Genomic DNA, 22,067 nt, shown 5'->3' on the forward strand with positions numbered 1-22,067 from the left:
CCCGCGGAGCGGGACCCCCAGCGCTGCGCGCTGGGGAAGGGAGCCGCCTCGCTGCGCTCGGCGGGCTCCGCTGCGCGGAGCCCCGGCCGGCCCTTCGGGCCGGTGTCCTGCGCTTCGCTCCGGACTGGTTCAGGGCTTCGCCCTGAACGGCCCGCTTCGCGGGCCTTGGTGACCCCGTTTCACGGGGTCCGGGGCTTCGCCCTGTTGGGCGGGGTCGCTCCGCTTCCCCGCCCGGGGTCCTTCCGGCTTCGCCTCCAGGACCAGCCCGCTTCGCGGGCGGCCAGCAGCAAGGGCCCCGCTGGTGGGGCGGGATGCACGCTCCCTGCATCCCGCCCCACTCGGGCTGTGCTCAACCGAGGTCGGCTACAAGGGCGGTGGCGTTGTCGGCTCGCTGTCCGCCGTGAGTGACGGCTGCTTCGACCAAGGTTCGGGCGGCCTTCTGGGGTCGTCCGGTCAGGTAGTCGCTGATCTCGATGTCCGCGTCTTCAAGCGGTTCGTAGGCTCCGTCACTGGCCAGAATCAGCCTGCCGGTGGCGGTCGCGGTGGCCGATCCCAGGGGGGCGGTTACGGCCGTGTCCCCGAGGTACGACGTGACCCGGTTGCGGGAGTAAGGGCCCGGCTTCAGGTCCATGTCGATGAGCACCTGGCGCATGTTGTGATCGGTGGTCAGGCGCCGGGCGGGGCTGGTGGGTGCTGGCAGGAGGTAGGCGCGGGCGTCGCCACACCAGGCGATCTGGAGCGGCTGGCCGGGCTCGGTGACGGCGACGACGGCAACCGCCATGGGCAGGTCCGGCCCGTACGGGCCCTGTTCGGCGACCTCTTCCGCGCGGGCGGCGTGGATCTGCTGCAAGCCCTTCAGGGCCCCGTTGCGGGCGGCGGCGCGGGCCAGTCGCCGCGCGGTGGTTCGCGTCCAGCTCTGAACGTCTTCGTCGCTGCCGATCCCGTCGAGGAGGACGTAGGCGCGGCGGCCCTCGTGGGTGTAGGTGGCGGTGGCGTCGCACTGGTGGGAGCGTCCGCCGATGAGCTGGGCCGTGCTGTGGGTCGTCATGGTGCCTCCGGTCTGGGTAGAGGGGGCGGAAGGGTTCCCTCCCGCCCCCCTTTGTTCGTGCTGGCGGGCGGTCAGACGGTCATGAGGCTGAAGGCGCGTTCCATTACGTCATCGGCGGCGCCGGAGATGACGCGCTCGGCGCGGGCGGCGCTCTTCAGGTCGGGGATGGTTCCGCGTACCGGAGCCAGGTGGTTGGCGTACTCGGTGATCGCGTTGTAACCCGCCCACGCCGTGCCCCTGACGGCGGCCTGGGTGTCGGCCTGCTCGAACAGGTTGCGGATCGTGTTCCAGCGGGTGCGCTGGTTGGTCTTCTTCCGGTCGGTGTCGGCGTTGCTGACCGGCCACAGCTGCTCGACCACCGTTCGGAGCATCGGGGTCGTCATCTTCGCTTCGATCATGCGCTGGGCGGCCTTCTCGAAGTCCTCGGCGTACTTGAACGTCAGTCCCAGGGCCTGGCGGGCCTGCGCGATGCGGCTACGGGCTCCGGAGGTGTGACGGACGGTGTACTTGCTCTTCGCTGCGCTGAGGCCCGCTCGCAAGGTGTTCGCGCAGACGACCCGCACGGGCGTGACCACGATCCGGAACGCACTGGATCCGTCGTGGCTGTTGAAGGCTGCGATGTACAGCTCGACGGTGTCGCTCTGGCCGATGGTCATCGTCTGGGGGAGCTTCATCGTCAGGAAGACGGTGCGGCCGTTGCGGAGGGATCCGGCGGTCTCGAAGTGCGCTCCGGACTCGTCCACGAGGTAGTTGAGGAACTCGGCGTGTTCCTCGTTCTGGACCGGAACGTAGTCGGTGCCGACGACGCCGAGGGCTTCGGGGTGCCCGGTCTTGGGGTGGGTGCGTACGGTCGCCCGGTGGTTGGGAATGTCCAGCAGGGCCGGACCGTCGGGCGTCGGCTCGGTCGCGTTCAGGCCAACGAGACGGACGTTCCAGTTGTCGAGGGCGGCAAGCTGCATGGCTTCCTGGGCGGTCATGGCGCTGGTGGTGACGGTCCCCAGGCGGTGCCACGCGTCCTGGTGGGCGCTGACGAACGCGGCGGTGCCGTCGCTGAACTGCTCGATTTCGTGTGCCACGGAGGGTTCTCCTTGTCAGTGTTCTGCGGACGCGGCGGGGGTGCCACTCCCCCGCCGCCGGAGTGCTGCGGTCAGTTCTGCGGGCTACGGGTGTAGGCGGGGATCACGGCACGGACCTTGTCCGCGTCGATGCACCCGGGGTGCCGGTACGGGGAGGGCGGGTTGCCGTTGCGGCCGCGCAGGTGCGACCAGTAGCGGTTGCCCTCCCAGCCGCACAGCTGGCAGCGGACCGGCCAGGGATTGTCAGAGCCGGGGTATCCGGCGAGCGGCGCCCACCTGTAGGCGTCGAGGCCCGCCACCGCCGTACGGGCTGCGCTGCGGGTGCGGTCGTTGTCGCGCATGCCGGGGTGCAGGAGGGGTACGGCGTCGTCCCTGGCCTGAGGCTGGCTGGGGGTTTCCGGCTGGGGGGTGATGCGCCCGGCCTGGTACTCGGCGAACAGGTACCGGGCGGCGGACTCGCTGCCGTCTCCCCCGTCTCCCTGGCGGGTTGCGTCGGTCGCTCCGGCGGGCAGGGCGAACCATGCTCCGTGCCAACGGAAGATCCGGCCGATCTGCTCACCGTCGCTGGTGAGCACCGCCCACCGGCAGTCTCGGTCGGCCTCGCCGATCCGGTAGCCGCTGCTGTCGTTCTGAATCACGGTGGTACTCCTGTGGGCAGGCCGATATGGCCGCCCGGCTGGTAGGGGTGTGCGGTGGCTTGGCGGGCTGTGGGCCCAAACGGCCGGCCGCCGGGTCTGACCGGCGGCCGACCGCCGCCAGCTAGGCCAGGGAGGGGGCATCCACGAACGTCACGCCCGAGACCGGGTCCGTGAGGTCTCGGTCCGCGCTGATGCAGTACGCGATCACGCTCTGGTCCGCCGTGGCGGGGTAGGCGATCAGGTCGTGCACCATCCAGGACATGAACCGCACCTCTCCCTGTTCGTTCAGGGTCTGCGCGATCAACATGGCGGAGCCCCCGAAGGCGGTTGTGCCCAGCAGGTAGGCCACCTTCGCCACCGGGTCGTCCGGCCCGTCGCTCTCTTCCGGGACGGCGGGACCCACGATGAGGCAGTCGGCTTCGGCAATGCGGCCGTCCGGGATCGGCTGGGTAACGCTGAGGTGGTGGACGCCGTCCCCGGCGGCCAGTGCCAGGGCCCGCACCATGTTCATGCTGCGGCGGGCGAGCAGACGCGCGAAGTCGCGGGCGGGCATGGAAGAGTCGGTCACGAACGTGCCCTTTCATGGGTGTCTTGCGGGTTCTTCGGTCCGCCGTACGGGGCCGGGTGCCACTCCCGGCCCCGTACGGCGGGGCGGTCGGCCAAAGACGGCCGGGCGCCCCTCTCAGAGGCTCTAGCGGGTGCGCTGGCGCTGCTGGGGGATCGTGATGGCGGTCCGGGTCAGGTACTGCTCGATGAGCGCGAGGGCCTGGTTCTGGGTCAGGCCGTCGGCTCCGCACGCCGCGAGGTGGTCGGTACGGCCGGTGAACAGGACCGGGCCGAAGTAGGGGGCGCGCGCGGCACCCAGCGTCCGCAGGATCCGCGTGGCCGGAACGTTGACCGGCAGGCTGTGAACCAGGGCTTCCTGGTCGACCCACAGCGTGATGTTCCGGGTGATGGTGACGGGGTGGGCCAGGTCGCAGCTGAGGGCGGCGGCCGCCGTCGTGGGCGGGCTCCAGTCCGCGAGTTCGAACCATCCGTCGGTCTGGATCACCAGAGCGAAGGGCTCAACGGCTTTGGTGGAGGGCATAGTTCTCCCTTTGATCGGGATGGGGATTCTTGCGCTGGTGGGCTTGCCGCTTCTCCCACCGACAAGAGAACTCTACCGCAATCAAGGTTCACCGGGGGGTGGAAACCGCCTCTCCAGCCGACCCGAAAGAGTGATGTATCCCCAGGTCAGATGGGGTTACGGCCCGGTGGGGGGCGGGCATTGCGGGTCCGGTGCCGGCCAGCCCCGGAGCGCGCAGCGCGGAGGGCAAGGGGTGGGGAGGGGGGCGGGGAATGCGGGGGCATACTGCGCGCGCAGCGCGTGCCCCCGCATTCCCCGCCCCCCTCCCCACCCCGCAGCGCGTGCCGCCAGAGAGTGCACGGCCGGTGGAGCAACGCGGAACCGGCCGGGCGCTCTGCGCAGCGAAGCGGAGCGACGGAGCGCAGCGGAGTGCGGCACGCGGCCCCCGTGGGGCTGGCGGGGCGGGTCCCGCGGGAGGCGTGAGAGCGCGCAGCGCTCGGTCCGGACGCAGCGCAGCGGAGTCCGGCACGCCTTCCGCGGGACCCGCCCCGCCAGCCCCACGGGGTGGGGTGGACGGCGCAGCGCAGCGGAGCCGTCCACCCCACCGGCACCGGACCCGCAACGCCCGCCCCCCACCGGGCCGAGAAACGCCTTGAGGGGGCCTTGGCCTGGCGGCCCGGCCCCCTCGGGTGGGATAGGTGTCAGTGGCTTTCGTGGAGCTGCTGGGCGGCCTTCACGGCGATCCGGCGGAGTGCCGGAGGGTAGCCCAGCCGGTCCGCGGCCTCTTCGGCACCGATCGCGTCGGTGCGCATCCGTGCGGCGATGCGGGCCGCCCGCTCTCGCTGGAGGTGTTTCTGCGCGGTGGCCGTGGCGATGCCGAGGACGTCGACGGCGTGAGCAGCCGTCACCGCGGGGTCGGCGTCAAGGAGGCCGGCGATGCGCCCGGGAAGCAGGTCCCGGGGGACCATGTCGCCCGATCCCGTCGGCCGGCCGTTGGGCGCCGACATGGTGCCCCGGGCGGCGCCGAAGGCGCGCACCACGTTGCGGGGCCAGTGCTCGACGCCGGCCACCACGACGACGTGGTCGGCGAGGCCGGGATCGGTCTTGTAGCTGTCGATGCTCCGCGGCTTCACGTTCAGCACCAGGGCCGCTTCGCGGCGGTCGAGCAGGTCCCCGTCGTCCTCGGCCTCCGGGAGGAACGGCTGCGGCTTGCCGCTGCGGTAGGCCTCGACCTGCTCCAGGTCCCACAGCAACGTATGAGCCCCCTCGGAGCTGACCGGTGCGGGGAACTCCGGTGCGTCGTGCGGCTTGAGCCGGCGGAAGGTCGGCCACGTCATGCCGAGGGCATCGGCAAGCTCTCGGCGGCCCACGGCGGTTCGTCCAGCGCGGATCATAGAACCTGCTCCTCCAGAGGACGGGGCGCGCCGGCGCGCACCACGGTGTGCGGGACCGACAGGCGGCTCCACAGGCAGAAAATGCTACCGCATTCAAGGAGCGCCGTAAGGCGCACCCAGCACCTTTGACGCTATGCTCGCCCCGATGATGCATCGGGTTCTCTCGCGTGTGTTCTTCGGTAGGCCGGCGCCCTTGCCACCCGCCAACGGCGGAAGTGGGCGTCGGCCGCTTTCATCTCACCTCCCACCTCTCCCTCGGACCCCGCCTGTTCTGGGCACCTCCACCCCGCCCTCAGCTTGAACCGCCACTCCAGCCGGCCCAGCTCTCCCTTGCGTCAGCGGCACCAACTGCATCCACCTGGCCATCCCTTTGACGCCCCTCTGCTCCCGACTGTCGCCTGATCCAGGAACAAGCCCACACGCCAACTCCCCTTCTCCGCCCTCCCCACCATCTCTCCACCCCACCACCAGCGGTCCCAGGGGAAAGTCCGGCTGCTCACCACTCACCAAAGGGCACCTGACCAGCGCACATCGCAGCCTCGCTCCGATACCGCTTCCCCCCTTGTCTCCCCCTCCAACGTCCCCCGATATTTCCCCCGCCACTGTCCCCCCATGATTCCCCCCATGTGCGACATGGCCGCCTGCCCGGGCGGTCCAAGCGGTCAACGGACGGGCCGACCGCCGATCTGAGGAGCCGTGGTGGTGGAAGAGGCTAGGCGCAGCTAGTCGCGGAGGAGCACTGTAGGGCGGAGGCTCTGAAGTTGCTCAACTGGCGGACCTCTCGGCCGAGGCGGAGGCACGCTGCAGGGCATGAACATCAGCGGGATGGACTGGGGAACTCTCCCTGCGTGGGTCAGCGCGGCTGGATCGAGCGCTGCCCTTCTGGCCACCACGTACATCATCGGGCGGGACCGGGGTGACAAGCATCGGGCCGACGCCAATCGCGTCTCATGCTGGATGTTCCCTCCCACCCCGCAGGAGACGCGCATTGCCGGTCGGAATGGGGAAGATCTCGTCATCATTGTGCAGGTCAAGAACGTCTCTGACCGGCCCGTGTTCGACGTGGAGTGTCTGACGTGGGCGCCCTATCCCGAGCGCATGGGCGACCGGCCGCTGCTCGTAGCGGATGTCCTGAAGACCAGCGACGGGCACAACGAGGCCAACGTCGAAGTGCCCTACTCCAGCGACGCTGCGGTGCCTGCGCCGGCCGCTGTCATCTTCCGAGATGCCGACGGACGCCGGTGGCTCCGTGATCTGACCACCCGGGAGTTGCACCGCATTCGCGAGCACCGCACCCGACGCGGGCTTGTCCGACGACTGAGAATTCGACGGCAAATGATGCGCACCATCGGGCTCAAGACGCTTCGCCCCGGCTACGTTCGCAGGTCTGCCTTCGACAAACGGCCGTGGCAATCCCGGCGCAACCGTCGTGACCCGCGCCGTATGGGCCTCTGGTAGACAGCAGGTCGAGCGCGGCCCGGCAGCCACCGAGGCGTTCACCTCTCTCGGTGGGGGCCATCCTGCCGCGCAACGCCCGCAGGGCACTGCGAGGCACACCGGTCATCCCGGTATCCGGCATCCGGGCGGTCCGCGGGGTGGGCCGGCCGCCTCTCCGGCGGCCGGCCCACCACACAACGCGCTGACCAGGGCTGGGGAGTGAAGCGGTGACTACAGAACCGGCACTCACCGGCGCCGGAGCAGCATCACCGCGGCCGGCGCGTACAGGCCGCCCGTCCCGAGGGCGACCTGCAGGGGATCGGCCCAGCCCGGCGCCCACCGCACCAGCGCGGCCGCGCCGAGCATGAGGACGGCGCCGAGCGCCAGGACGAACAGGTTCCGCTGGCGCCGGAGCCGGCCCAGTTCCTGCTGGAGCTGCGCGGCGGAGTCGGGGGTCGTGGTGATCGCGGGCGTCGTGGTCGTCGTGGTCATGATTCGTCCTTTCGGTGTTCCGAGGCCGGTCCTCGGTGAGTTGTGGAGCGTGGGGAATTCCCACTCCTTGCGTCTCGGGGTGGCGGCGGGACAGCACGATGTGGGGAGACGGGGTCGGGCGTGCAACGGCGGCCGGACGGAGCGTCTCTCCGACGGCGGCCGGGGGCGGCAGTTGTGCCCCAACCGGCCCGTGTCGCCCCCTTCACGAGAGTGCGTCAGTAAAGCGGCAGCTCAACGGGCTGAATGAATGCCGCGCCAGGCGGGAGGCCGGGCACGCAAAGAGGGGCGCCAACCGGCGCCCCTCACCCTTAGATATACCCGTCCCCAAGGTTCTTTCAGGACACCAGGCAGGTCGTGACATCAGTCACAGTCGGCCGGGCCAGGTCCCCAACCCGCCATCGCCTACCAGGGGTCTGTCGGTCAATCAGGCTCCGAAGCCCCGAGCGGAGCCAGGAACGAGCCTGTGCGCCCGGTCCGCGCTCCCAGCCCTGCCTGGTCCGGTGCACCGGCGATGCCGTCGGGCTCCGGCTGCCGGTTCTCGCCCAGGGCCAGGCGGCCAGCCCGCCGCCGGGCAGACCCCGGTCAGCGAACAGCCGGCGGTGGGGCGACACTGGGACGATGACCGAGCGCCGCCCGCCGGGTCCGGCTCGCCGCCGAGGGACCCGAAGCGCCCGGTCCTTCTTCCGCCGCGGGCAGCGACTGCGAGCACATCGGCCGGGGGCGGCGAGCCCTCGGCCGCGGCATCACCACGGACGGCGAGTAACCTCCCGCCGGTGGGCAACCTTCCTGCTCACCCACCAGTCTTCTCGCCGGTGACTCCCCCACCCCGAGCCCGGGCGCCAGCCCGGCTACCCAGCATCCGACCCGTCGGTCAGACAGCGGCGGGCAGCACCGGATGGTCGACATGGTGATGCTCGACCTCGACGCCGTACTCAACTGATGGCGATATCTGAATCTGGCTCTGACCGGAGTTCCGTGAAAAGTCGGCTGCCGCTGCTCATGAGGACCCCTCTGACAGTGGTGTGAGACGGCCACGGCATCATGGGGCCGAAGGGCCGTTGGGAGGTACCACATGACAGTTTTCATCGTCCATGACGATCCGGTCGGTCGGGGGCAGCGCAACTACATCGCCCATGCCGACCTGGCCCCATTCGGGTTGGACGGGCAGATGGAACAGCTGTGGCTGGAGCCTCTCCGACGGGACCTACTCCATCGCCTGCATCCCCTTCCGCACGTACGGACTTGCCCTTGGCGACCAGGTACGTCTGTCGGAAGATGACGAGGTCAGCGAGGTTGTTGGACTCTCCTCGCATCGTGTTCTGCGCATGCTCCTGATGCCCGACTCGGTCCCCGAGTGGCTTGGGGCAACGACGGATCGGATCAAGGCCGAGATTGATGCCGCGGGTTTGCTGAGCGAGTGGAGCGGTGACCGTCACGTCGCCGTTGATATCCCGGCCCCTGCGAATCCTTCGAAGCTGTTTGAAGTCATGGAGCGCGAGGTGTCCGCGGGCCGCGCCTTCTGGGAATGGGCAGACGCCATGCCGTTTTCTGCGAAACCCTGATCTTGGCGCTTCGCCCTCATGCCTTCGTAAGGACTCGGGTTCTGAGGAGGGTGAAGGATGCCCGCCCGTACATGACCCTCTTGAGCGTTTTGACCCGGTTGACATGGCCTTCGATGACGCCTGAGCTCCAGTGCAAGGTGAGTCCGGCGGTTACAGCGTCGAGGTCGCCGCGCAGAAAGCCGGCGAATCCGCTGATCGGCTTTGGCGCGTCCTGCTCGGCCTGGCGGATCCACTCGGTCAACAGGAAGCCGCGCCGGTTCCGGAGAAGTTCAGCGAAGGCCCGGGCCAGGTCACAGGCCCGGGCGATGTCCGGGCAGGCGATCCGCACGTCCAGCAAACGGCGGGCGAGGTCAGGCGGAAGTGTGTCCTGAGGTCGCATGATCCAGCCGGTGATCTTGCGAGGACTCGGGATGTCGGCCCGGACGGGTTCGGCGTTGCCGGCGCGGAGGCCCGCGAGGTGTTTGCGGACGACCTGGCGGCTGCCGCGGTAGCCGCGTTCGCGGATCTCCAGGAACAGCCGACTGCCGCTGACCTGGCCAAGGCTCTCGGTGAAGGGCGTGTTCAAGTACGGCTTGAACGGCTCCAGCACTCCTGCCGGACGGCGTTCGTGGGCGGAGACCAGCAGCTGGTCGAGGTCGGTGTCGCGGAACCGTCGGACCGTCTTGCGGTCGAGGTTGAGGCGGCGTGCGATGGCGCTGACCGTCCAGTCTGCCGCGAGGAGTTTGTGCACGTCAGAGTGACGTTGGCGGGTCCGCTCGATGATTTGTGTCCGTGGCAGTTCGTGCAGCGGGAGCTGTATCAGCGGGGGCACCCCCACCATGAGGACGGCGCCGAGCGCCAGGACGAACAGGTTCCGTTGCCGGCGCAGCCGGCCCAGTTCGCGCTGGAGCTGCGCGTCGGAGTCGGCGGGCGCGGGCGTCGAGATGCAGTTGGCGCTGCAGCGCATCGTCCAGCAGGCCGCGCCCGACCTGACCCACATCGAAGCCACGATGGCCGACCACGCACGCAGAATATCGGCACGATCCCGCTCCAGGCGCCGGACCAGGAGTAGCAGCCGCCCTACCTCAGCCCTTCCCCGCCGGCAGTACCAGCGCCGAAGGGACGGCCGTACCGGGTTGCCGCGACCGTCGGGCGGGCGGGGCGGGAGGCCGGCGACAGGATGGTCGAGCGGGGCAGGTTCTCCGCCAGGCACGCCATGACCACGACGTCGCCCGGGTCCGGGGACCGGCCGGGGCGGGCGGCCTCTCTCCTCCCGAGCCGTGGACGAGGGGAACGCCGTCCAGTCGTGGCGGCCGCGGCCATGCCCGGCCCGGTCGGCGAACCAGCCAACGGCACCGCGACACTGGGCCAATGAACGAACGTCGCGTGCTGGGCACCGGCCCCCGCCCCGCTTCTCCCCCGGCCCCACCCTCAGGCGGCTTGCGTCACGGCGTTCAGAAGGCGACGCGGAGCGTCAGCTCGCGCAGCCGGCGGCCGGTGGTGGAGATGTCATATCGGCGAGCGTTCTTGAGTGCCGCGCTGGTCAGTGCCTCACGTAGGTGCGCGTCCCGGCCCATCTCGTCCAGGGCCACGGCCAGCGAACGCGGGTCGCCCGGGGTATAGGGAACGCCGGTGGTGCCGAGGACTTCCCTCACCTCGGGAACGTCGGAGTAGGCCACTGGCAGTCCGTGGGCTTGGGCTTCGATCAGGACAAGTCCGAATGCCTCAAGGCCCGCGGTCGTTCCCACGAAGGCGTCGAAGTGTGGCAGGCGGCGCCACAGCTCGGCGCGTGGCAGGAATGGCTCGAACCGGACACGATCTCGTACCCCGAGTTCGAGGGCCTGCTGTTCGAGGTGCTCCCGCAGGACTCCGTGGCCGATTACGGTCAGGTGGTGCGGCTGCTCGGTCAGGGCGAGGGCTTCGACGGCCGTGGCCGTGGACTTGTTCTCGTCGAGGCGGCCAGCGTGCACCAGGGCCAAGGGCCCTTCTTCGGTCGGCGGGTGAGCGCGCACCCGAGCCTCGCTCAGACGGATACCCCACGGGATGACGCTGAGCCTGTTGGTGAACTCGCGTCCGGTGAGGCGGTCGATGCGGTCCGCGAGGGCGGCCGTCGGGGCGACGATCGCGGCACTGGCTGCAGCGACTTCGTACATGCCTTCGCGCTCCCACGCGCTGCGCTCGGCCACCATCACATCGGGGCCGTGGGCAATGGCGATGATCGGGATGTTGCCGGCGGTGCGGGAGAAGGCCTGGCTCAGGGCGAACCCGACGTACTGGGCGTGGATGGCGTGCGGCTGGATCTTCTCGATGAGCGCACCGACCTCACGCGTCAGCTCGTCCACGTACGAGTCGAAGTGAGGGCCATGGGGGCGTTTGACCGTGGAGAGGGCAGTCAGCTCGCCGAACGCAGCCTGCCAGGCCGGATCGACCGGTTCTCTGCCGAGGAAGGTCGTGCGGGTCTCAGGCATCGCGCTGTAAAGGTCGCGGACGAGGATCATGCTTCCCGAAGACGGTGCGGAGGGGCGGTTGATCCCAGTCAGGATTTTCAGGAATTTCTCGGTCATGCGGAACCCCGATCTGCGGTATCCGTTGGTTGGAATTGAAGATCGCGCCTCATGGTTAAATCGAGGCAAAAGCTATTCGTGTGCCTAAATCGCGTCCTGGCGGGGAGGTGCCCACCAGGACGCCAGGTGTGGCGTGACGACTGCCTTGATCTCCTCGACCGGATGTAAGCAGCCCCGCCCGTCTTGCTCTGCGACCCAGACTCTGACCGTTGATCGGGGGTAGACGGGGTGGATTCCAATCTCTCCCTTGGGAAGGAGTCCATTGAATGGTGTGGGGATTCCTTCGCCGTTCCAGTATTCCCATGCCTCAAGAGCTTTTGATTTCTCGAAACAGTGGTACAGCTGGCTGTAGCGGGTCATATATCGGATTCTGCGGAATACCATCTGGCCGATCAGCCCAGGTGCGGCTTTCCTGAGCCGATCGAGCTCAGCGTCCTGGAACGTGACGGCTGCCGCGTCCTGGGACGGGTCGAGTGCAGTCCTGGCGAGCAGGTGGGACAGCCGTCGCCGGACGTACTCGGCAACTCCCGGAGCGAGATCGGCTTCCAGGCCTTCGAAGAGCTGGACGAGCCGGTGGTGGCGCGGATTGAAGCGGGCCAGGTCGAACAGCTGGTCCATGCCGTCCACGGCAGCGAAGGCGAGTCGCTTGTAGAGCCAGTTGTTCAGCTCCCCCTCCGCGGCGTAGGCCTTGCTCTCCGGCGTGACCGAGTGGAGCATCAGGTATTCGGACAGGACCTCGAAGTACAGGTAGCCGAGGACCGGCACGTGGGGGACGGCGTCGGCGAGAGCGTCGACGAACTCGGCTGCCGGTGTGGTGGCGTGGCCGGTGGCGTTGCGCAGGGCGACGTCGAGGAAGGGGGCCGCGGCGCGCAGGCCGGCGAGGACGGCACGGTCGAGCTGGTCGGTCTCAGCAGGGGTGAGGAGGTTCTGGTAGCGCAGGTAGGTGCGCAGGTGGATGGCGCCGAGATGCAGGTAGTCGATGCCCTTGGGGCGGACCGGGGCATCCGCGGTGACTTCGAAGACCAGGGGGGTGGTGGACGGCTTCGTCTGCATCAGGTAGGCGCCGAGGTTGTGGGGGCGCAGGCGCTCACCCTGAGGGGTGAGGGGCGAGCAGTACAGCGCCCCGACGAGACATCCGGCGGAGACGTGCACCTGCCCGCTGGTGCGGATGGCTTCGATTCCCCGGGTGACGTGCAGCAGGTGCAGCGGTTGGCCGCTGATGAGCGCTTCGGTCATGGCGCTGTTCCTGATCAGCCAGCCGTTGGGGGTCGAGTGTTCCAGGTAGTCGCGCCAGTCGGCCTCGCTGTCGGTCAGCGAGGCCGGGCTGCGGCGCTGCGCGGGCAGGGTGTAGTCCGTGTGGGCGTGTTCCCATTCGTCGCGCACGGGGAACTCCTCGGTGGGGTCGGGGCGGGTCAGGGGGAGGGCAGCGCTAGAGGACTTCGACATTCGCCCCGGCCATGCGGTTGCGGCAGTCGAGAACCCAGGCCGCGTGCTGCTGGATCATCGGGAGGTCGAAGCGTGCGTGGTCCATGAGCAGCACTACGGTGTCGGCGGCCGCAACCTCCTCCGGTGTCGCGTCCACCCGGCGCACCGCCCCGGTGTCGGCGCCATCTGGGATGTTGGGCTCCGCGCCGCGGACGTCGGCGCCGAGGCTGGTCAGGAGTTCGGCGACACGTGCCGACGGCGAGTTGCGGAGGTCTGTTGCGTTGATCTTGTAGGTCAGGCCGAGCAGCAGAACCCGAGCCCCTCCAACGGCCACGCCGCGTGCTTCGAGTGCCTCAACGATGCGCTGGACGACGTAGTCGGGCATGCGTCGGTTCACGTCGGCTGCAAGTTCCACGAACCGGAAGGGCACGCCGAGCTCTTCGCGGATCTTCCAGGCGAGGAACAGCGGGTCGACGGGCAGGCAGTGCCCGCCGACTCCGGGCCCCGGGGTGAACCGGGTGAAGCCGAAGGGCTTGGTGCCGGCGGCGTCGATCGCTTCCCAGATGTTGACGCCGAGGCGTTCGGTCAGCGTTGCCAGTTCGTTGATCATGGAGATGTTGACGAGCCGGAAGGTGTTCTCGATCAGCTTGGCCAGCTCGGCGATCCTGGGCGCGGACACCGGCACCGTGGTGTCGAAGGTGGTGTCGTAGAACGCCTTGATCACTTCGAGTGAGGTGGCGTCGATACCCGACACTACTTTCGGCGTCCCCTCGAAGGACCATCTCTTGCTGCCGGGGGCGATCCGCTCGGGACTGAATCCGACGCTGAAGTCCGATCCGCCTTTGAGGCCCGAGGCCTTCTCCAGGGTCGGCACCAGCAGTTCCTCGGTGGTGCCGGGATAGGTCGTGGACTCCAGGACCACGGTCGCGCCGGGGCGCAGGTGCTCGCCCAGGGTCTGGGCGCAGGCCTCGATGTGGCTCAGATCGGGCACGCCGTCGCGCAGCGGGGTCGGCACGGTGATCACCGCGAGGTCGAAGCCGGCCAGGGCGGCCGCGTCGGCAGTCGCCGCGTAGGCACCCGTGTCCAGCACGGCGCGCAGCAGCGAGGAGGGCACGTCCTCCACGTAGGAGTCGCCGGCGGTCAGACGCCGGATGCGGTCTGGGTCGACGTCGTAGCCGACGACGTGGTGGCCGGCCTGGGCGGCGCGTACGGCCAGGGGGAGGCCTACGTAGCCCTGACCAGCGACAACGATCTGCATGGCGGCTCCTGCTCGGTTGTGGTGCTTGAATGGGGGTCGGTCTGGTCTGGCGAGGAGAAGTGCTGTGCCCCTGGTGTCTGTCGTGATGCCCGTCTACAACTCGGCGGCGACCCTGGGGTCGGCCGTCCGATCGGTGCTCACCCAGACCCACAGCGATCTGGAGCTGCTGGTCACCGACGACCAGTCCTGCGACGGCTCGATGGATCTGCTCCGCGAGTTCGCCCGGCAGGACGAGCGCGTCCTGCCGGAGCGGGCACCCGAACAGGGCGGTGCCGGCCGGGCCCGCAACCTCGCGATCGAGCGGGCCCGTGGGGACTACGTAGCCTTCCTCGACAGCGACGACATGTGGCTGCCAGAGAAGACCGAGAAGCAGCTCGTCTTTGCCGCGCAGGCCACCGCGCCGCTGACGTTCACCTCGTACTTCAAGATGGACGCCGACTATGCCGGCGAGAGCACTGACTGGGTCCCCAACGGGCGCGTGGTCCGTGCGCGCGAGCACGTGGACTACCACGCGATGCTCGTCCGTGACCACATCGGTGCTCTCACGGCCATGTACGACCGTGGTGTCCTGGGCACGAGGCTCATGCCTGAGATGCGCAAGCGCCAGGACTACGCTCTGTGGCTGTCAATCATGCGGGACGGCGCCGACGCCCGGGGCCTGGCCGAGCCGCTCGCGGTGTACCGGGCCCACCAGGCGGGGTCCCTGTCTTCCAACAAGCTCTCGCTCGTGCAGTACAACTGGTCGCTGTACCGCGAGCACGAGCACCTGTCGGTCCCGCGGGCGACACGGGCGCTGGCCGGCGCCGTGTGGCAGTCGCTGCGCAACTCCCGCATCTAGCCCGGCCGGGCCCCGCCCCGTGGCAGCGCCGCGTGATCGGAGGCGGGCCCCTGCTGGGGGCGGGAATCCGGCGGGTCTCCGGGGCGCGAGCTGCGGGCTATGCGGCAGAACCGGTGCCGGATGCCGCGCGCAGGAACAGCTGGAGCAGCAGTCGGCGGTCTTCGGCCGGGATGTCCGCCTGGCCGCTCTGAAGAGCCTCACGGCCGTGCAAGAAGCGGCGCTGGTTCACGATGAGGTAGTCCCCGGCCTGGAGCATGAAGGACACCTGCCCCCGTACGAGCTCCTCGGCCAGCGCACGAGCGGCGTCGGCGTGCTCCTGGCCGAGTTCGGACCTCTCCAGCATCTTGGCGGTGAAGCGGACGAAGCCCTCGCCCCGGTCGCCGTCCAGGATCGGGAAGGGCTTGTACTCCTCGCCGACCGAGTGCAGGTCGTAGAAGGTCCCGTAGTGGTAGCCCGACTCGGCCAGCAGCGCGCGGTGGTCCTCCGAAAGCCGGGCCACGGCCGCGTGGGCGTCGGACAGGATGCTGGGGCCGCCGCCGAGCGGGTCGGGGCGGACACACAGCAGCGTGGTGTAGTCCGGGGGCAGGGTCCCGTTGACCAGGTCCATGTGGAAGGCGTTGTAGCCGATGCCGCTGGACTTCCCGGGGTCCTTGTCCACCTTGACCCCGATGTCCTTCCAGAGGGGCCACCGCGGGAACGGCGAGAAGGGGACGGCCACCTCGGCCGCGAATCCCGTCGCCAGCCGCAGGAAACTGTCGTCGTCGGCCCCCAGCGCCTTGGCCAGGCGTCCCAGACGCAGCACAGCGTATCCGCCGTCCTTCGCCGTCAGTGCCCGGCGCAGAGTCGTGGCGGTCTCCGCGAACTGCGGGCAGGAGGCCAGCTCGGTCCGGTACTCCTCCATGGTGGACGCCGCCAAGGCCGGCCCGTCCAGCTTCCACGTCGGCAGGGTGAGGTCGATCAGAGCAGATTCGAGTTCGCTCGTGATGTCGATGAACACGGGGAGCTTCCTGTCTCTCGGGGTTTTCGGAGTGTTGTTCGTTCGCTGCTGCTCGTCCGGGCAACAGCGGTCGGGACAGCGGCATCTGGAGTACGGCGCCGCGCTCAGAGTCAGCGGGCCACGAGGCGCACGGACTCGCCCCGCTGGGCGGCCAGGGCGGCCTCAAGCCAGGCACCACGCTTGGCGTCGAGGAGCGTCATGGCCTCGGCCATGCGAACCCATCGGGCTTCAGACAGCTCGCTGGTCTGGAGGCGAACCGAGGTGCTGGCCGGGACCCGGCCTCCGTCAAAGAGGAACTGAACGACTGCCCGGCCGCCGGTCGACTCCTTCGGGATGTGCCACATGACTGCGAGCAGGCCGGCGGCCTGACAGGTCAGACCCGTCTCTTCCGCAAGCTCGCGCTCGGCACACACCGTCGGGTACTCCCCGAGGTCGAGCATGCCCCCCGGGAACTGCCACGTGGCCGATCCGTAGTTCGCCTTCACGAGGAGCATGAGGCCGTCTTCGTCGGTGACGAGCATCGCGCCGACGGCAACCACCTGAGGCAGACTGGCCAGCCATTCAGCCGTCGGCAGCAGGTCTGTCATCCGCCACTCGCATTCTGTAGTGGTGAAGGTGATCCAGGGAGCGTGTGGAGCGTGCAGTGCGCGGCCCCGGCCGTTGCGGCACCTGTTCGGCGGCGCCCGCCGCCGGGCCGGCGCCCTCACTGCGCCCCCTCGGGAACGGTCACCGCGGCGAGCTCACCCTCACTGCGGATGAGGGCCCCGATCTCGATGCACTCGGGCACGGCCTCCAACAGATAGCGCGGCCGCTCCCAGCCGCGTGCCACCGAACCCACGCAGCGCCAGCCGCACTGCTGCTCCAGGTACTCGGCGAGCTTGAGATCCCGGACGGTGCAGCGGGGCCAGGCCCGCCCGTCGGCGGCCCGAGCGGCGTAGTCCCGGAGCCACGGAGTGATGATCTTGAAGCGCGCCCTCTCCCCCGGGTGGGTGTAGGCGTGCGAGACCAGGAGGCTCGGCCCGCCGCGGCCCCACTCGCTCCATCCGGTCCCCTGTTCCGCGCGCTGGAGCACGAACGCTGCGACGAGGTTGTTGTCGTCCCACATCCCGACGGGCCGCAGCTCGGGGTCGGGCTCCAGGCGGACAAGGTCGATGAGGGCTGAGCCCTCGCTGCCGATGGCCTGCCTGCGCTTGAGCTGGTTCTCCTGCCGGACCTGGATCAGCTGGTTGAGGTCCGGCAGGTACTTGGGGGTGATGGGCCTCATCACGAGCACGACGCCACCTCCCCAGCCGCAGAGGGGGCGTCCAGGACCAGCCGGACGGACGGGCAGACCACGATCGCGCCCGCGGAAGGAACCTGCGCGCTCACGTCAGCCTCCGGGTCAGGGCCTCGGCCTGCTTCACGGTGAGGCTGAGAACCAGTTCGCTCTCCGCGTGCCGGCAGTCGGGGACCGTCTCCACCTTCACCTGGGAGCCCACGGTCACGGACAACACCGCCTGCAACCCCTTTCCGAACTGGTGCTGCCCGGTGTGCTGGGCCAGGGCCGCGCCGTCGCCTACCAGCCGGTGGGCATCCAGTGCGGCCGCCAGAGCAGCCGCCGACGCCCCTTCGATGGAGACGACCGTCGCTCTGACGGTGTCCAGGCCGATGCTGTCCACCGTCGCGGTCACGTCCCGCGTCACGAGAGCCTCCTCCAGCCGGGTAGCGGCTTCCCGGCCCGGAGCACTCAGGGCGCGCAGCAGGTCGGCCATCTTCCGTGCGGACGCGGGGTCGGCGTACTCGACCACGGTGTGCAGGCCCTTGGTCGAGGCGACGGCTGCGATTCCCTGGTCGGTCAGCCACGTCTGGACAGCCGTCGGCCCCATCCGGGAGAAGAGCCCGCCGATGGAGTACCAGAGCGTGGAGGGCAGGCCACTCTCAGGGCAAGTGACCTGCGCGCCCCCGGCCTGATACACCCCTTGAGCGAGGTCGAAGTACAGGTCCTTATGCTCACCGGTGATCATGGTGGTCCTTCCTGAGCGGGCGCAGTGCGGTGTCGGCCGCGGCGCCGCGGAGTTCGAGCAGGAGATAGCGGGCCAGGACGAACGACAGCCGGGCGGTGTCGGTGAAGAGGACGAGCTCATCGGGCTCACCCCGGCAAGCCGTCCGGGGAGTAGACGCTGCCGAGGACGCCGATCCGCTCGGCCTCCGGGGCACGGACCGCGAGGTGCCCGCGGCGCAGGGTCGCGCAGCGCTCCAGCGCGAGCTCGGCGTGAGGGAGGCAGATCGGTGGTGTGATCGTCCGTATGCTGGCCGGCCACGTGTGGGTGGCGGTGTCCGTCTGGAGCAGCCACAGCATGCCCTCCGGCGTACGGCCCGCGGGCCTGTGGCAGTACGCGCAGAGCAGCCGGTCGGCGGCCTCCCGCTGTACCTCCGGGTCGAGCACACCGTAGAAAGGGGTGCCGGTCGCGGGCCCGGACCACTGCTCCCACAGCACGCCGAGGTCGAGGTCGGCCTGATCGCTTCGGCGGCCGCCCTCGAACCGGATACCGACGGCGTCGGTGATGACCACCGGGTGATCGGGGGCGCGGTCGGCCCGCAGTGTGACGGCGGGCGCTTCGAGGAGTTTCACGAACACGGGCTCCAGCTCAGGACAGGCGGGTAAGGAAGTCGGTCGGGCAACCGGCGGGATGCCGCTGCGGTTCGAAACGTCGGCGGGATCACGTACGGCAGGCGCGAAGCCGCGCCCGCGAACGGGCGGCTACCGGCAGCTGCTGAGGACGACGAGGAGAGCCATGGCCACGATCAGCCCCAGGCCGATCCCCATCACCGCTCGTCGGCCTGACGGGTGTCCGGGCCGGCCTTCGCCAAGGGGGCAATGCCCGCTTGGTCCGGCAGGAGCTCGCCACCGTCCTCGAAGGGGATGACGCTGTTGCAGAGCAAGTTGCACCCCTGGTCGGAGTGGCTGGCGACGGGACGGGCTTCGCCGCGGTTGCCGTCGGCGGCCGCCGGGCACGGCGGTACGTGGGTACACATGGTCGTCCTTGCAAAAGTCGTCTACAGAAGGTCAGGGGCGGCGGGAGCGGGGGCACGTTGCAACCCCTGCTAGACCGCGTTGCGGGCGACGGGCCGGCACGGACGTCGGGGGGAGGCAACGCGGCGCAGCTGTCAAGCAGGCTGAGGCAGGCAAGGGCCATGCGGCGCAGGTGAATCCGGATGCCCACGTCGTCGCCCGGCACTTCCCGGTCGAGCAGGGCCCGAGCCACGATCACGTCTCTGGGCTCGTAGGTCCGGTCGGCGCCAAGTACCAGCAGGAGATGGCCCCGCATCCGGAGGGTGAGGTCCGGGACCTCTTCGTCCGTCGCTACGTAGTCGGGGCCGAAAACGTCGTTGAGGTCGTCAAAAATCGACTCCAGCGACGCCTCAAAGACGCGCTCGGCCGCCGGAACGCTGAGCGCCGTAAGAACGCGGAAGGCTGCGCTTTCGCTGGCGTCGAAAACACGGACCGGGAGCATGTGCACGGCTTCCTCCGAGGGAACACGGGCAGCGGGTGGTCAAAGGGGCCGGGCTCCTACGACAAGGGCGGGGTGATGGGGAGGTCGACCCACAGGGTGCGTTTGTCCGGGTCGAATCCCCAGGTCCCGCCCAACTCGTCGGTCAGGGCGTTCACGAGGGTCAGTCCGCGGCCGCGCTCATCGTCCGGGCCAGGGTTGCGCGGCTGCGGTCGCCCACGGCCGCTGTCGGTCACCTCGAACCGAAGGCTGCTGCTGAGCTGCTGCACGAACGTCACCGAGCCGCCGCCGAGGCCGCCGACGTGTTCGACGGCGTTGGTCACGATCTCGCTGACAATCACCAGCACCGTGTCCTTCAAGGCCGAAAGGCCGAACATCCCGAGCCGGAAGGCCAGGATCGAGCGAATCCCGCCGACCTGCTGCGCATCGACGGACGTCACCTCGCCCAGACCACGGCCCTCGACCACAAAGGAAACCTCCCAGACGTCCCAGCTGCGCGCGGGACGCGGAAGCCCCGCGGGCAAGGGCCATCGCGAAGGAGTCATCTGCGCCATGTCACACCCCCTTTCGGCTGTTCATGAACACATCCCACACGCGCGGAGATCGGCATCCCAGGGGAATTGCGAGGGGGAAAAATCTGTCAAGGGGGAACCTGGAGGGGGAAACAGGGGCCACCATGGGGGAACACCGACCGACAGGGGCCACACTCGTGTCAAGCAACGCATTCGGTCAGCTGCTGCTCCGGCTTCGCCTGGAGGCGGGCCGCACCCAGGAGCAACAGGCAGAAGCCATCAACACCGTCTCTGGTCGGGAGACCATGACCCGCCGGGAGATCAGCCGCTACGAGAACGGGGAGAACATCCCGACCAGCCACACGGTCGCCCATATCGCAGTGGCCTGTGGCCTGTCCCCGGACCAGCTCAAGAGGGAAGCCGCGTCAGCACGTGCACAACGCAGGAAGTCGCCGGTGAAACAGGAGCTTGACGACATGAAACGTCGAACTATGTTGGGGGCGGGCCCGCTCATTGGCGCGGCACTCGCCAGCGAGCCGTGGGGCCGGCTGACCCATGCCCTCAACAGGGGCAGCCAGCTCGACTCCCGTTCTGCCGAGACTCTTGCCGAACGCGCTGGTGCCCTGCACATCAGCGAGAATCACCTCACGGCTCAGCAGCTACAGCGCAATGTCGTCGTGCACCTTGATGCGATCACCACCGCGCTCGCGCAGTCCAGGGCGCACGAGAAGGAACTGAGCATCGCCGCAGGGGAGACGGCAGCTCTTGCAGGCTGGCTTGCCTGGGACCTCGGCGATCAACCGAGCGCCCGTTGCTACTACCAGGTGGCCGCCGACTGCGCCCGGGTCGCAGGGCACCCTCCGCTCCGAGCGCTCACCCTGGCCTACGCAAGCTACGGGGCCTCCACTCCCGCACGGAGAATCGAACTGCTCGCCGACGCCGCCAAGCACGTGCGCGGTCCCGGCAATGCCACAGCGGCTGCCTGGGTCCACGGGCGCCATGCCGAGGAGCTGGCCGCGGCGGGGGAGACAACCCCTGCCCTGCGAGCGCTCGACCGTGCCCGCACGGCGTATGACTACGCTGACCCAACCGCCGAACAGACCTGGGTCCGCTTCATGTCACCAGCCCGGATGGATTCCCTCGCGTTGTCCGTTCTGGGGGAACTGGCGCACCCCGAGCTCAATGAAGCGGCCACGGCAGCAACCCAGCGCCTGGGCAGTGACTTGCCCGACGCCGGCGTCGTCATCCTCGGCGATCTGGCCGCTGCCCTTTTGAAGGGCAGCGACACCGAGCACGGCGTGCACGTCGTCCGAAAGTTCGTCGCAGCGGCCACAGCTCGCCCCAACACCATGGGTCGCGCCCGTGCACTGGCGATCGCTGGCCAGCTGCCCGACCGAGAACGTGATCTCGCCGCACAGCTACGTGTCCTTGCCGCGTAGTTAGCTTCGTTTCGCTGGGCGACCAGGGAGATCTACGCAGGGGTCGTCTCGTTGACGACCCACGCGAGATAGGCGTCAGAGACATCGGCCACGGTGAGCACGATCCACTCGGGCACGTCGTAGCTGTGCTCCTGTCCCACCCACTCCGCGAGTTCCGCCAGCCGACTCTTCGTGGTTTTGAACGACACCCGCCACTCCGCAGCCGTCTCGATGTTCTCATTCCACCGGTAGACCGCGGTGAGAGGAGCATCGATGTGCGCGCACGCGGCGAGCCGCGCCGCTACCGCGCCGTGAGCCAGCTTCTTCGCACTCTCCTCATCGCCAAGCGTGGTCTGCGCGATCACAATCTCGGTCGTCACTACGTTCCTCCCACATCATTTGCCAAGGCGCTAGGCACCCAGAGTCGGCATGTTTCCCTCGTGCCGGCGGCCTGAGGGCCGCCCCTTCGCGGTCGTATGGCAACGACACCACACTTCCTCGGGACTGCGTTCCCCCTTTGCGGATCACGCACGCTCCTTACAGATCCTGCATACTCGCTGTGCGCGTCCGGTCACCGCTCATAGGGTGGGGTGACAGCCCCGCGTGCACTCCGGACGTAGAGCGGCTGATGAGCACGGCCAGCACTGGACCACCCACCACGTCCCAGCTGGGACTCGTCACGGCCCGGCATCCCGGCGGCCTGATCCCGTCCATCCGTGAGGCCCTCGGCTGACGCCAGACCGATCTCGGCGCGGCCCTTCGGCGCTCTGCCTCGACAGTCTCCCGCCGCGAACAACGCAGCCTCGCCCGCACCGGTTGATGTCCGGTCCGCGGCAGACTCAGAAACCTGCGGAACAACGGTCAGGCCCGGT

General features: G+C 69.2%; 23 protein-coding genes and 1 pseudogene. 4 read left to right on the forward strand and 20 right to left on the reverse strand.

Going from position 1 to position 22,067, the window contains the following annotated elements:
• Positions 1-349: 349 nt before the first annotated feature.
• The 6 genes from SLAV_RS00005 to SLAV_RS00030 all read right to left on the reverse strand — a co-directional run bounded on the left by SLAV_RS00005 (position 350) and on the right by SLAV_RS00030 (position 5,165).
• Entirely contained in the window at positions 350-1,048 is a 699-nt protein-coding gene (locus tag SLAV_RS00005; RefSeq protein ID WP_030242270.1) for a PP2C family protein-serine/threonine phosphatase, read from the reverse strand.
• Between the two features lie 71 nt (positions 1,049-1,119).
• Positions 1,120-2,124: a DUF932 domain-containing protein gene (locus SLAV_RS00010; RefSeq protein ID WP_030242267.1), complete on the reverse strand. Its 1,005-nt coding sequence runs from the start codon at positions 2,122-2,124 to the stop codon at positions 1,120-1,122.
• 71 nt (positions 2,125-2,195) lie between these two features.
• Complete coding sequence (locus SLAV_RS00015) at positions 2,196-2,762, reverse strand: hypothetical protein (protein ID WP_051841596.1); 567 nt, start codon at positions 2,760-2,762, stop codon at positions 2,196-2,198.
• 121 nt (positions 2,763-2,883) lie between these two features.
• Complete coding sequence (locus SLAV_RS00020) at positions 2,884-3,330, reverse strand: hypothetical protein (RefSeq protein ID WP_100660722.1); 447 nt, start codon at positions 3,328-3,330, stop codon at positions 2,884-2,886.
• Between the two features lie 123 nt (positions 3,331-3,453).
• Positions 3,454-3,849, reverse strand: coding sequence for a DUF3846 domain-containing protein (locus SLAV_RS00025; protein ID WP_030242260.1), 396 nt, complete (start codon positions 3,847-3,849; stop codon positions 3,454-3,456).
• 680 nt (positions 3,850-4,529) lie between these two features.
• Complete coding sequence (locus tag SLAV_RS00030; RefSeq protein ID WP_051841418.1) at positions 4,530-5,165, reverse strand: hypothetical protein; 636 nt, start codon at positions 5,163-5,165, stop codon at positions 4,530-4,532.
• 867 nt (positions 5,166-6,032) lie between these two features.
• Between SLAV_RS00030 and SLAV_RS00035 the strand changes: the two genes are divergently transcribed.
• On the forward strand, positions 6,033-6,680 hold the full coding sequence (locus tag SLAV_RS00035; protein WP_030239769.1) for a hypothetical protein: 648 nt from the start codon (positions 6,033-6,035) through the stop codon (positions 6,678-6,680).
• A gap of 225 nt (positions 6,681-6,905) precedes the next feature.
• Here SLAV_RS00035 and SLAV_RS00040 read toward each other — a convergent pair whose 3' ends face one another.
• Positions 6,906-7,151, reverse strand: a complete 246-nt coding sequence (locus SLAV_RS00040; RefSeq protein WP_030239770.1) for a hypothetical protein — start codon at positions 7,149-7,151, stop codon at positions 6,906-6,908.
• 1,133 nt (positions 7,152-8,284) lie between these two features.
• On the opposite strand from SLAV_RS00040, the gene SLAV_RS00045 reads away from it, so the two are divergent.
• On the forward strand, positions 8,285-8,713 hold the full coding sequence (locus tag SLAV_RS00045; protein ID WP_158740915.1) for a DUF4265 domain-containing protein: 429 nt from the start codon (positions 8,285-8,287) through the stop codon (positions 8,711-8,713).
• Positions 8,714-8,729: 16 nt separating this feature from the next.
• Here SLAV_RS00045 and SLAV_RS00050 read toward each other — a convergent pair whose 3' ends face one another.
• The 4 genes from SLAV_RS00050 to SLAV_RS00065 all read right to left on the reverse strand — a co-directional run bounded on the left by SLAV_RS00050 (position 8,730) and on the right by SLAV_RS00065 (position 13,939).
• Positions 8,730-9,692 (reverse strand): transposase, encoded by a 963-nt coding sequence (locus SLAV_RS00050; RefSeq protein WP_159038043.1) that lies wholly within the window; start codon positions 9,690-9,692, stop codon positions 8,730-8,732.
• A gap of 454 nt (positions 9,693-10,146) precedes the next feature.
• Positions 10,147-11,256 carry a glycosyltransferase family 4 protein gene (locus SLAV_RS00055; RefSeq protein ID WP_030239776.1) on the reverse strand — a complete coding sequence of 370 codons (1,110 nt, stop codon included), beginning with the start codon at positions 11,254-11,256 and terminating at the stop codon, positions 10,147-10,149.
• A gap of 84 nt (positions 11,257-11,340) precedes the next feature.
• Positions 11,341-12,702 carry a hypothetical protein gene (locus SLAV_RS00060; RefSeq protein ID WP_159038044.1) on the reverse strand — a complete coding sequence of 454 codons (1,362 nt, stop codon included), beginning with the start codon at positions 12,700-12,702 and terminating at the stop codon, positions 11,341-11,343.
• Positions 12,686-13,939 (reverse strand): nucleotide sugar dehydrogenase, encoded by a 1,254-nt coding sequence (locus SLAV_RS00065; protein ID WP_030239781.1) that lies wholly within the window; start codon positions 13,937-13,939, stop codon positions 12,686-12,688. Before SLAV_RS00065 ends, SLAV_RS00060 begins: the two co-directional genes overlap by 17 nt.
• A 64-nt stretch (positions 13,940-14,003) precedes the next feature.
• On the opposite strand from SLAV_RS00065, the gene SLAV_RS00070 reads away from it, so the two are divergent.
• The gene (locus SLAV_RS00070; protein ID WP_030239783.1) at positions 14,004-14,777 is read left to right on the forward strand and encodes a glycosyltransferase family 2 protein; all 774 of its coding nucleotides are present in this window, start codon (positions 14,004-14,006) and stop codon (positions 14,775-14,777) included.
• A gap of 97 nt (positions 14,778-14,874) precedes the next feature.
• On the opposite strand, the gene SLAV_RS00075 is transcribed toward SLAV_RS00070, so the two are convergent.
• The 8 genes and pseudogenes from SLAV_RS00075 to SLAV_RS00105 form a co-directional block, all read right to left on the reverse strand.
• Entirely contained in the window at positions 14,875-15,774 is a 900-nt protein-coding gene (locus tag SLAV_RS00075) for a TauD/TfdA family dioxygenase (RefSeq protein ID WP_030239786.1), read from the reverse strand.
• Positions 15,775-15,884: 110 nt separating this feature from the next.
• On the reverse strand, positions 15,885-16,361 hold the full coding sequence (locus SLAV_RS00080; RefSeq protein ID WP_051841421.1) for an NUDIX domain-containing protein: 477 nt from the start codon (positions 16,359-16,361) through the stop codon (positions 15,885-15,887).
• 116 nt (positions 16,362-16,477) lie between these two features.
• Positions 16,478-17,047 (reverse strand): hypothetical protein, encoded by a 570-nt coding sequence (locus SLAV_RS00085; RefSeq protein WP_030239790.1) that lies wholly within the window; start codon positions 17,045-17,047, stop codon positions 16,478-16,480.
• A gap of 91 nt (positions 17,048-17,138) precedes the next feature.
• Positions 17,139-17,777 carry a hypothetical protein gene (locus SLAV_RS00090; RefSeq protein WP_030239791.1) on the reverse strand — a complete coding sequence of 213 codons (639 nt, stop codon included), beginning with the start codon at positions 17,775-17,777 and terminating at the stop codon, positions 17,139-17,141.
• A 125-nt stretch (positions 17,778-17,902) separates the two neighbouring features.
• Positions 17,903-18,385, reverse strand: coding sequence for a hypothetical protein (locus SLAV_RS00095; protein ID WP_158740918.1), 483 nt, complete (start codon positions 18,383-18,385; stop codon positions 17,903-17,905).
• Between the two features lie 194 nt (positions 18,386-18,579).
• The gene (locus tag SLAV_RS00100; RefSeq protein ID WP_030239796.1) at positions 18,580-18,789 is read right to left on the reverse strand and encodes a DUF5999 family protein; all 210 of its coding nucleotides are present in this window, start codon (positions 18,787-18,789) and stop codon (positions 18,580-18,582) included.
• Positions 18,790-18,932: 143 nt separating this feature from the next.
• Positions 18,933-19,268: pseudogene (locus tag SLAV_RS43480) on the reverse strand (hypothetical protein); the annotation flags it as partial.
• Between the two features lie 56 nt (positions 19,269-19,324).
• Entirely contained in the window at positions 19,325-19,819 is a 495-nt protein-coding gene (locus SLAV_RS00105) for an ATP-binding protein (RefSeq protein ID WP_051841423.1), read from the reverse strand.
• A 155-nt stretch (positions 19,820-19,974) separates the two neighbouring features.
• On the opposite strand from SLAV_RS00105, the gene SLAV_RS00110 reads away from it, so the two are divergent.
• Complete coding sequence (locus SLAV_RS00110) at positions 19,975-21,216, forward strand: helix-turn-helix domain-containing protein (RefSeq protein WP_030239801.1); 1,242 nt, start codon at positions 19,975-19,977, stop codon at positions 21,214-21,216.
• A 32-nt stretch (positions 21,217-21,248) separates the two neighbouring features.
• On the opposite strand, the gene cutA is transcribed toward SLAV_RS00110, so the two are convergent.
• Positions 21,249-21,575 (reverse strand): divalent-cation tolerance protein CutA, encoded by a 327-nt coding sequence (cutA, locus tag SLAV_RS00115; RefSeq protein ID WP_030239803.1) that lies wholly within the window; start codon positions 21,573-21,575, stop codon positions 21,249-21,251.
• Positions 21,576-22,067: the final 492 nt, after the last annotated feature.

The sequence above is a fragment of the Streptomyces lavendulae subsp. lavendulae genome, from assembly GCF_002803845.1.
Classification (GTDB): domain Bacteria; phylum Actinomycetota; class Actinomycetes; order Streptomycetales; family Streptomycetaceae; genus Streptomyces; species Streptomyces lavendulae.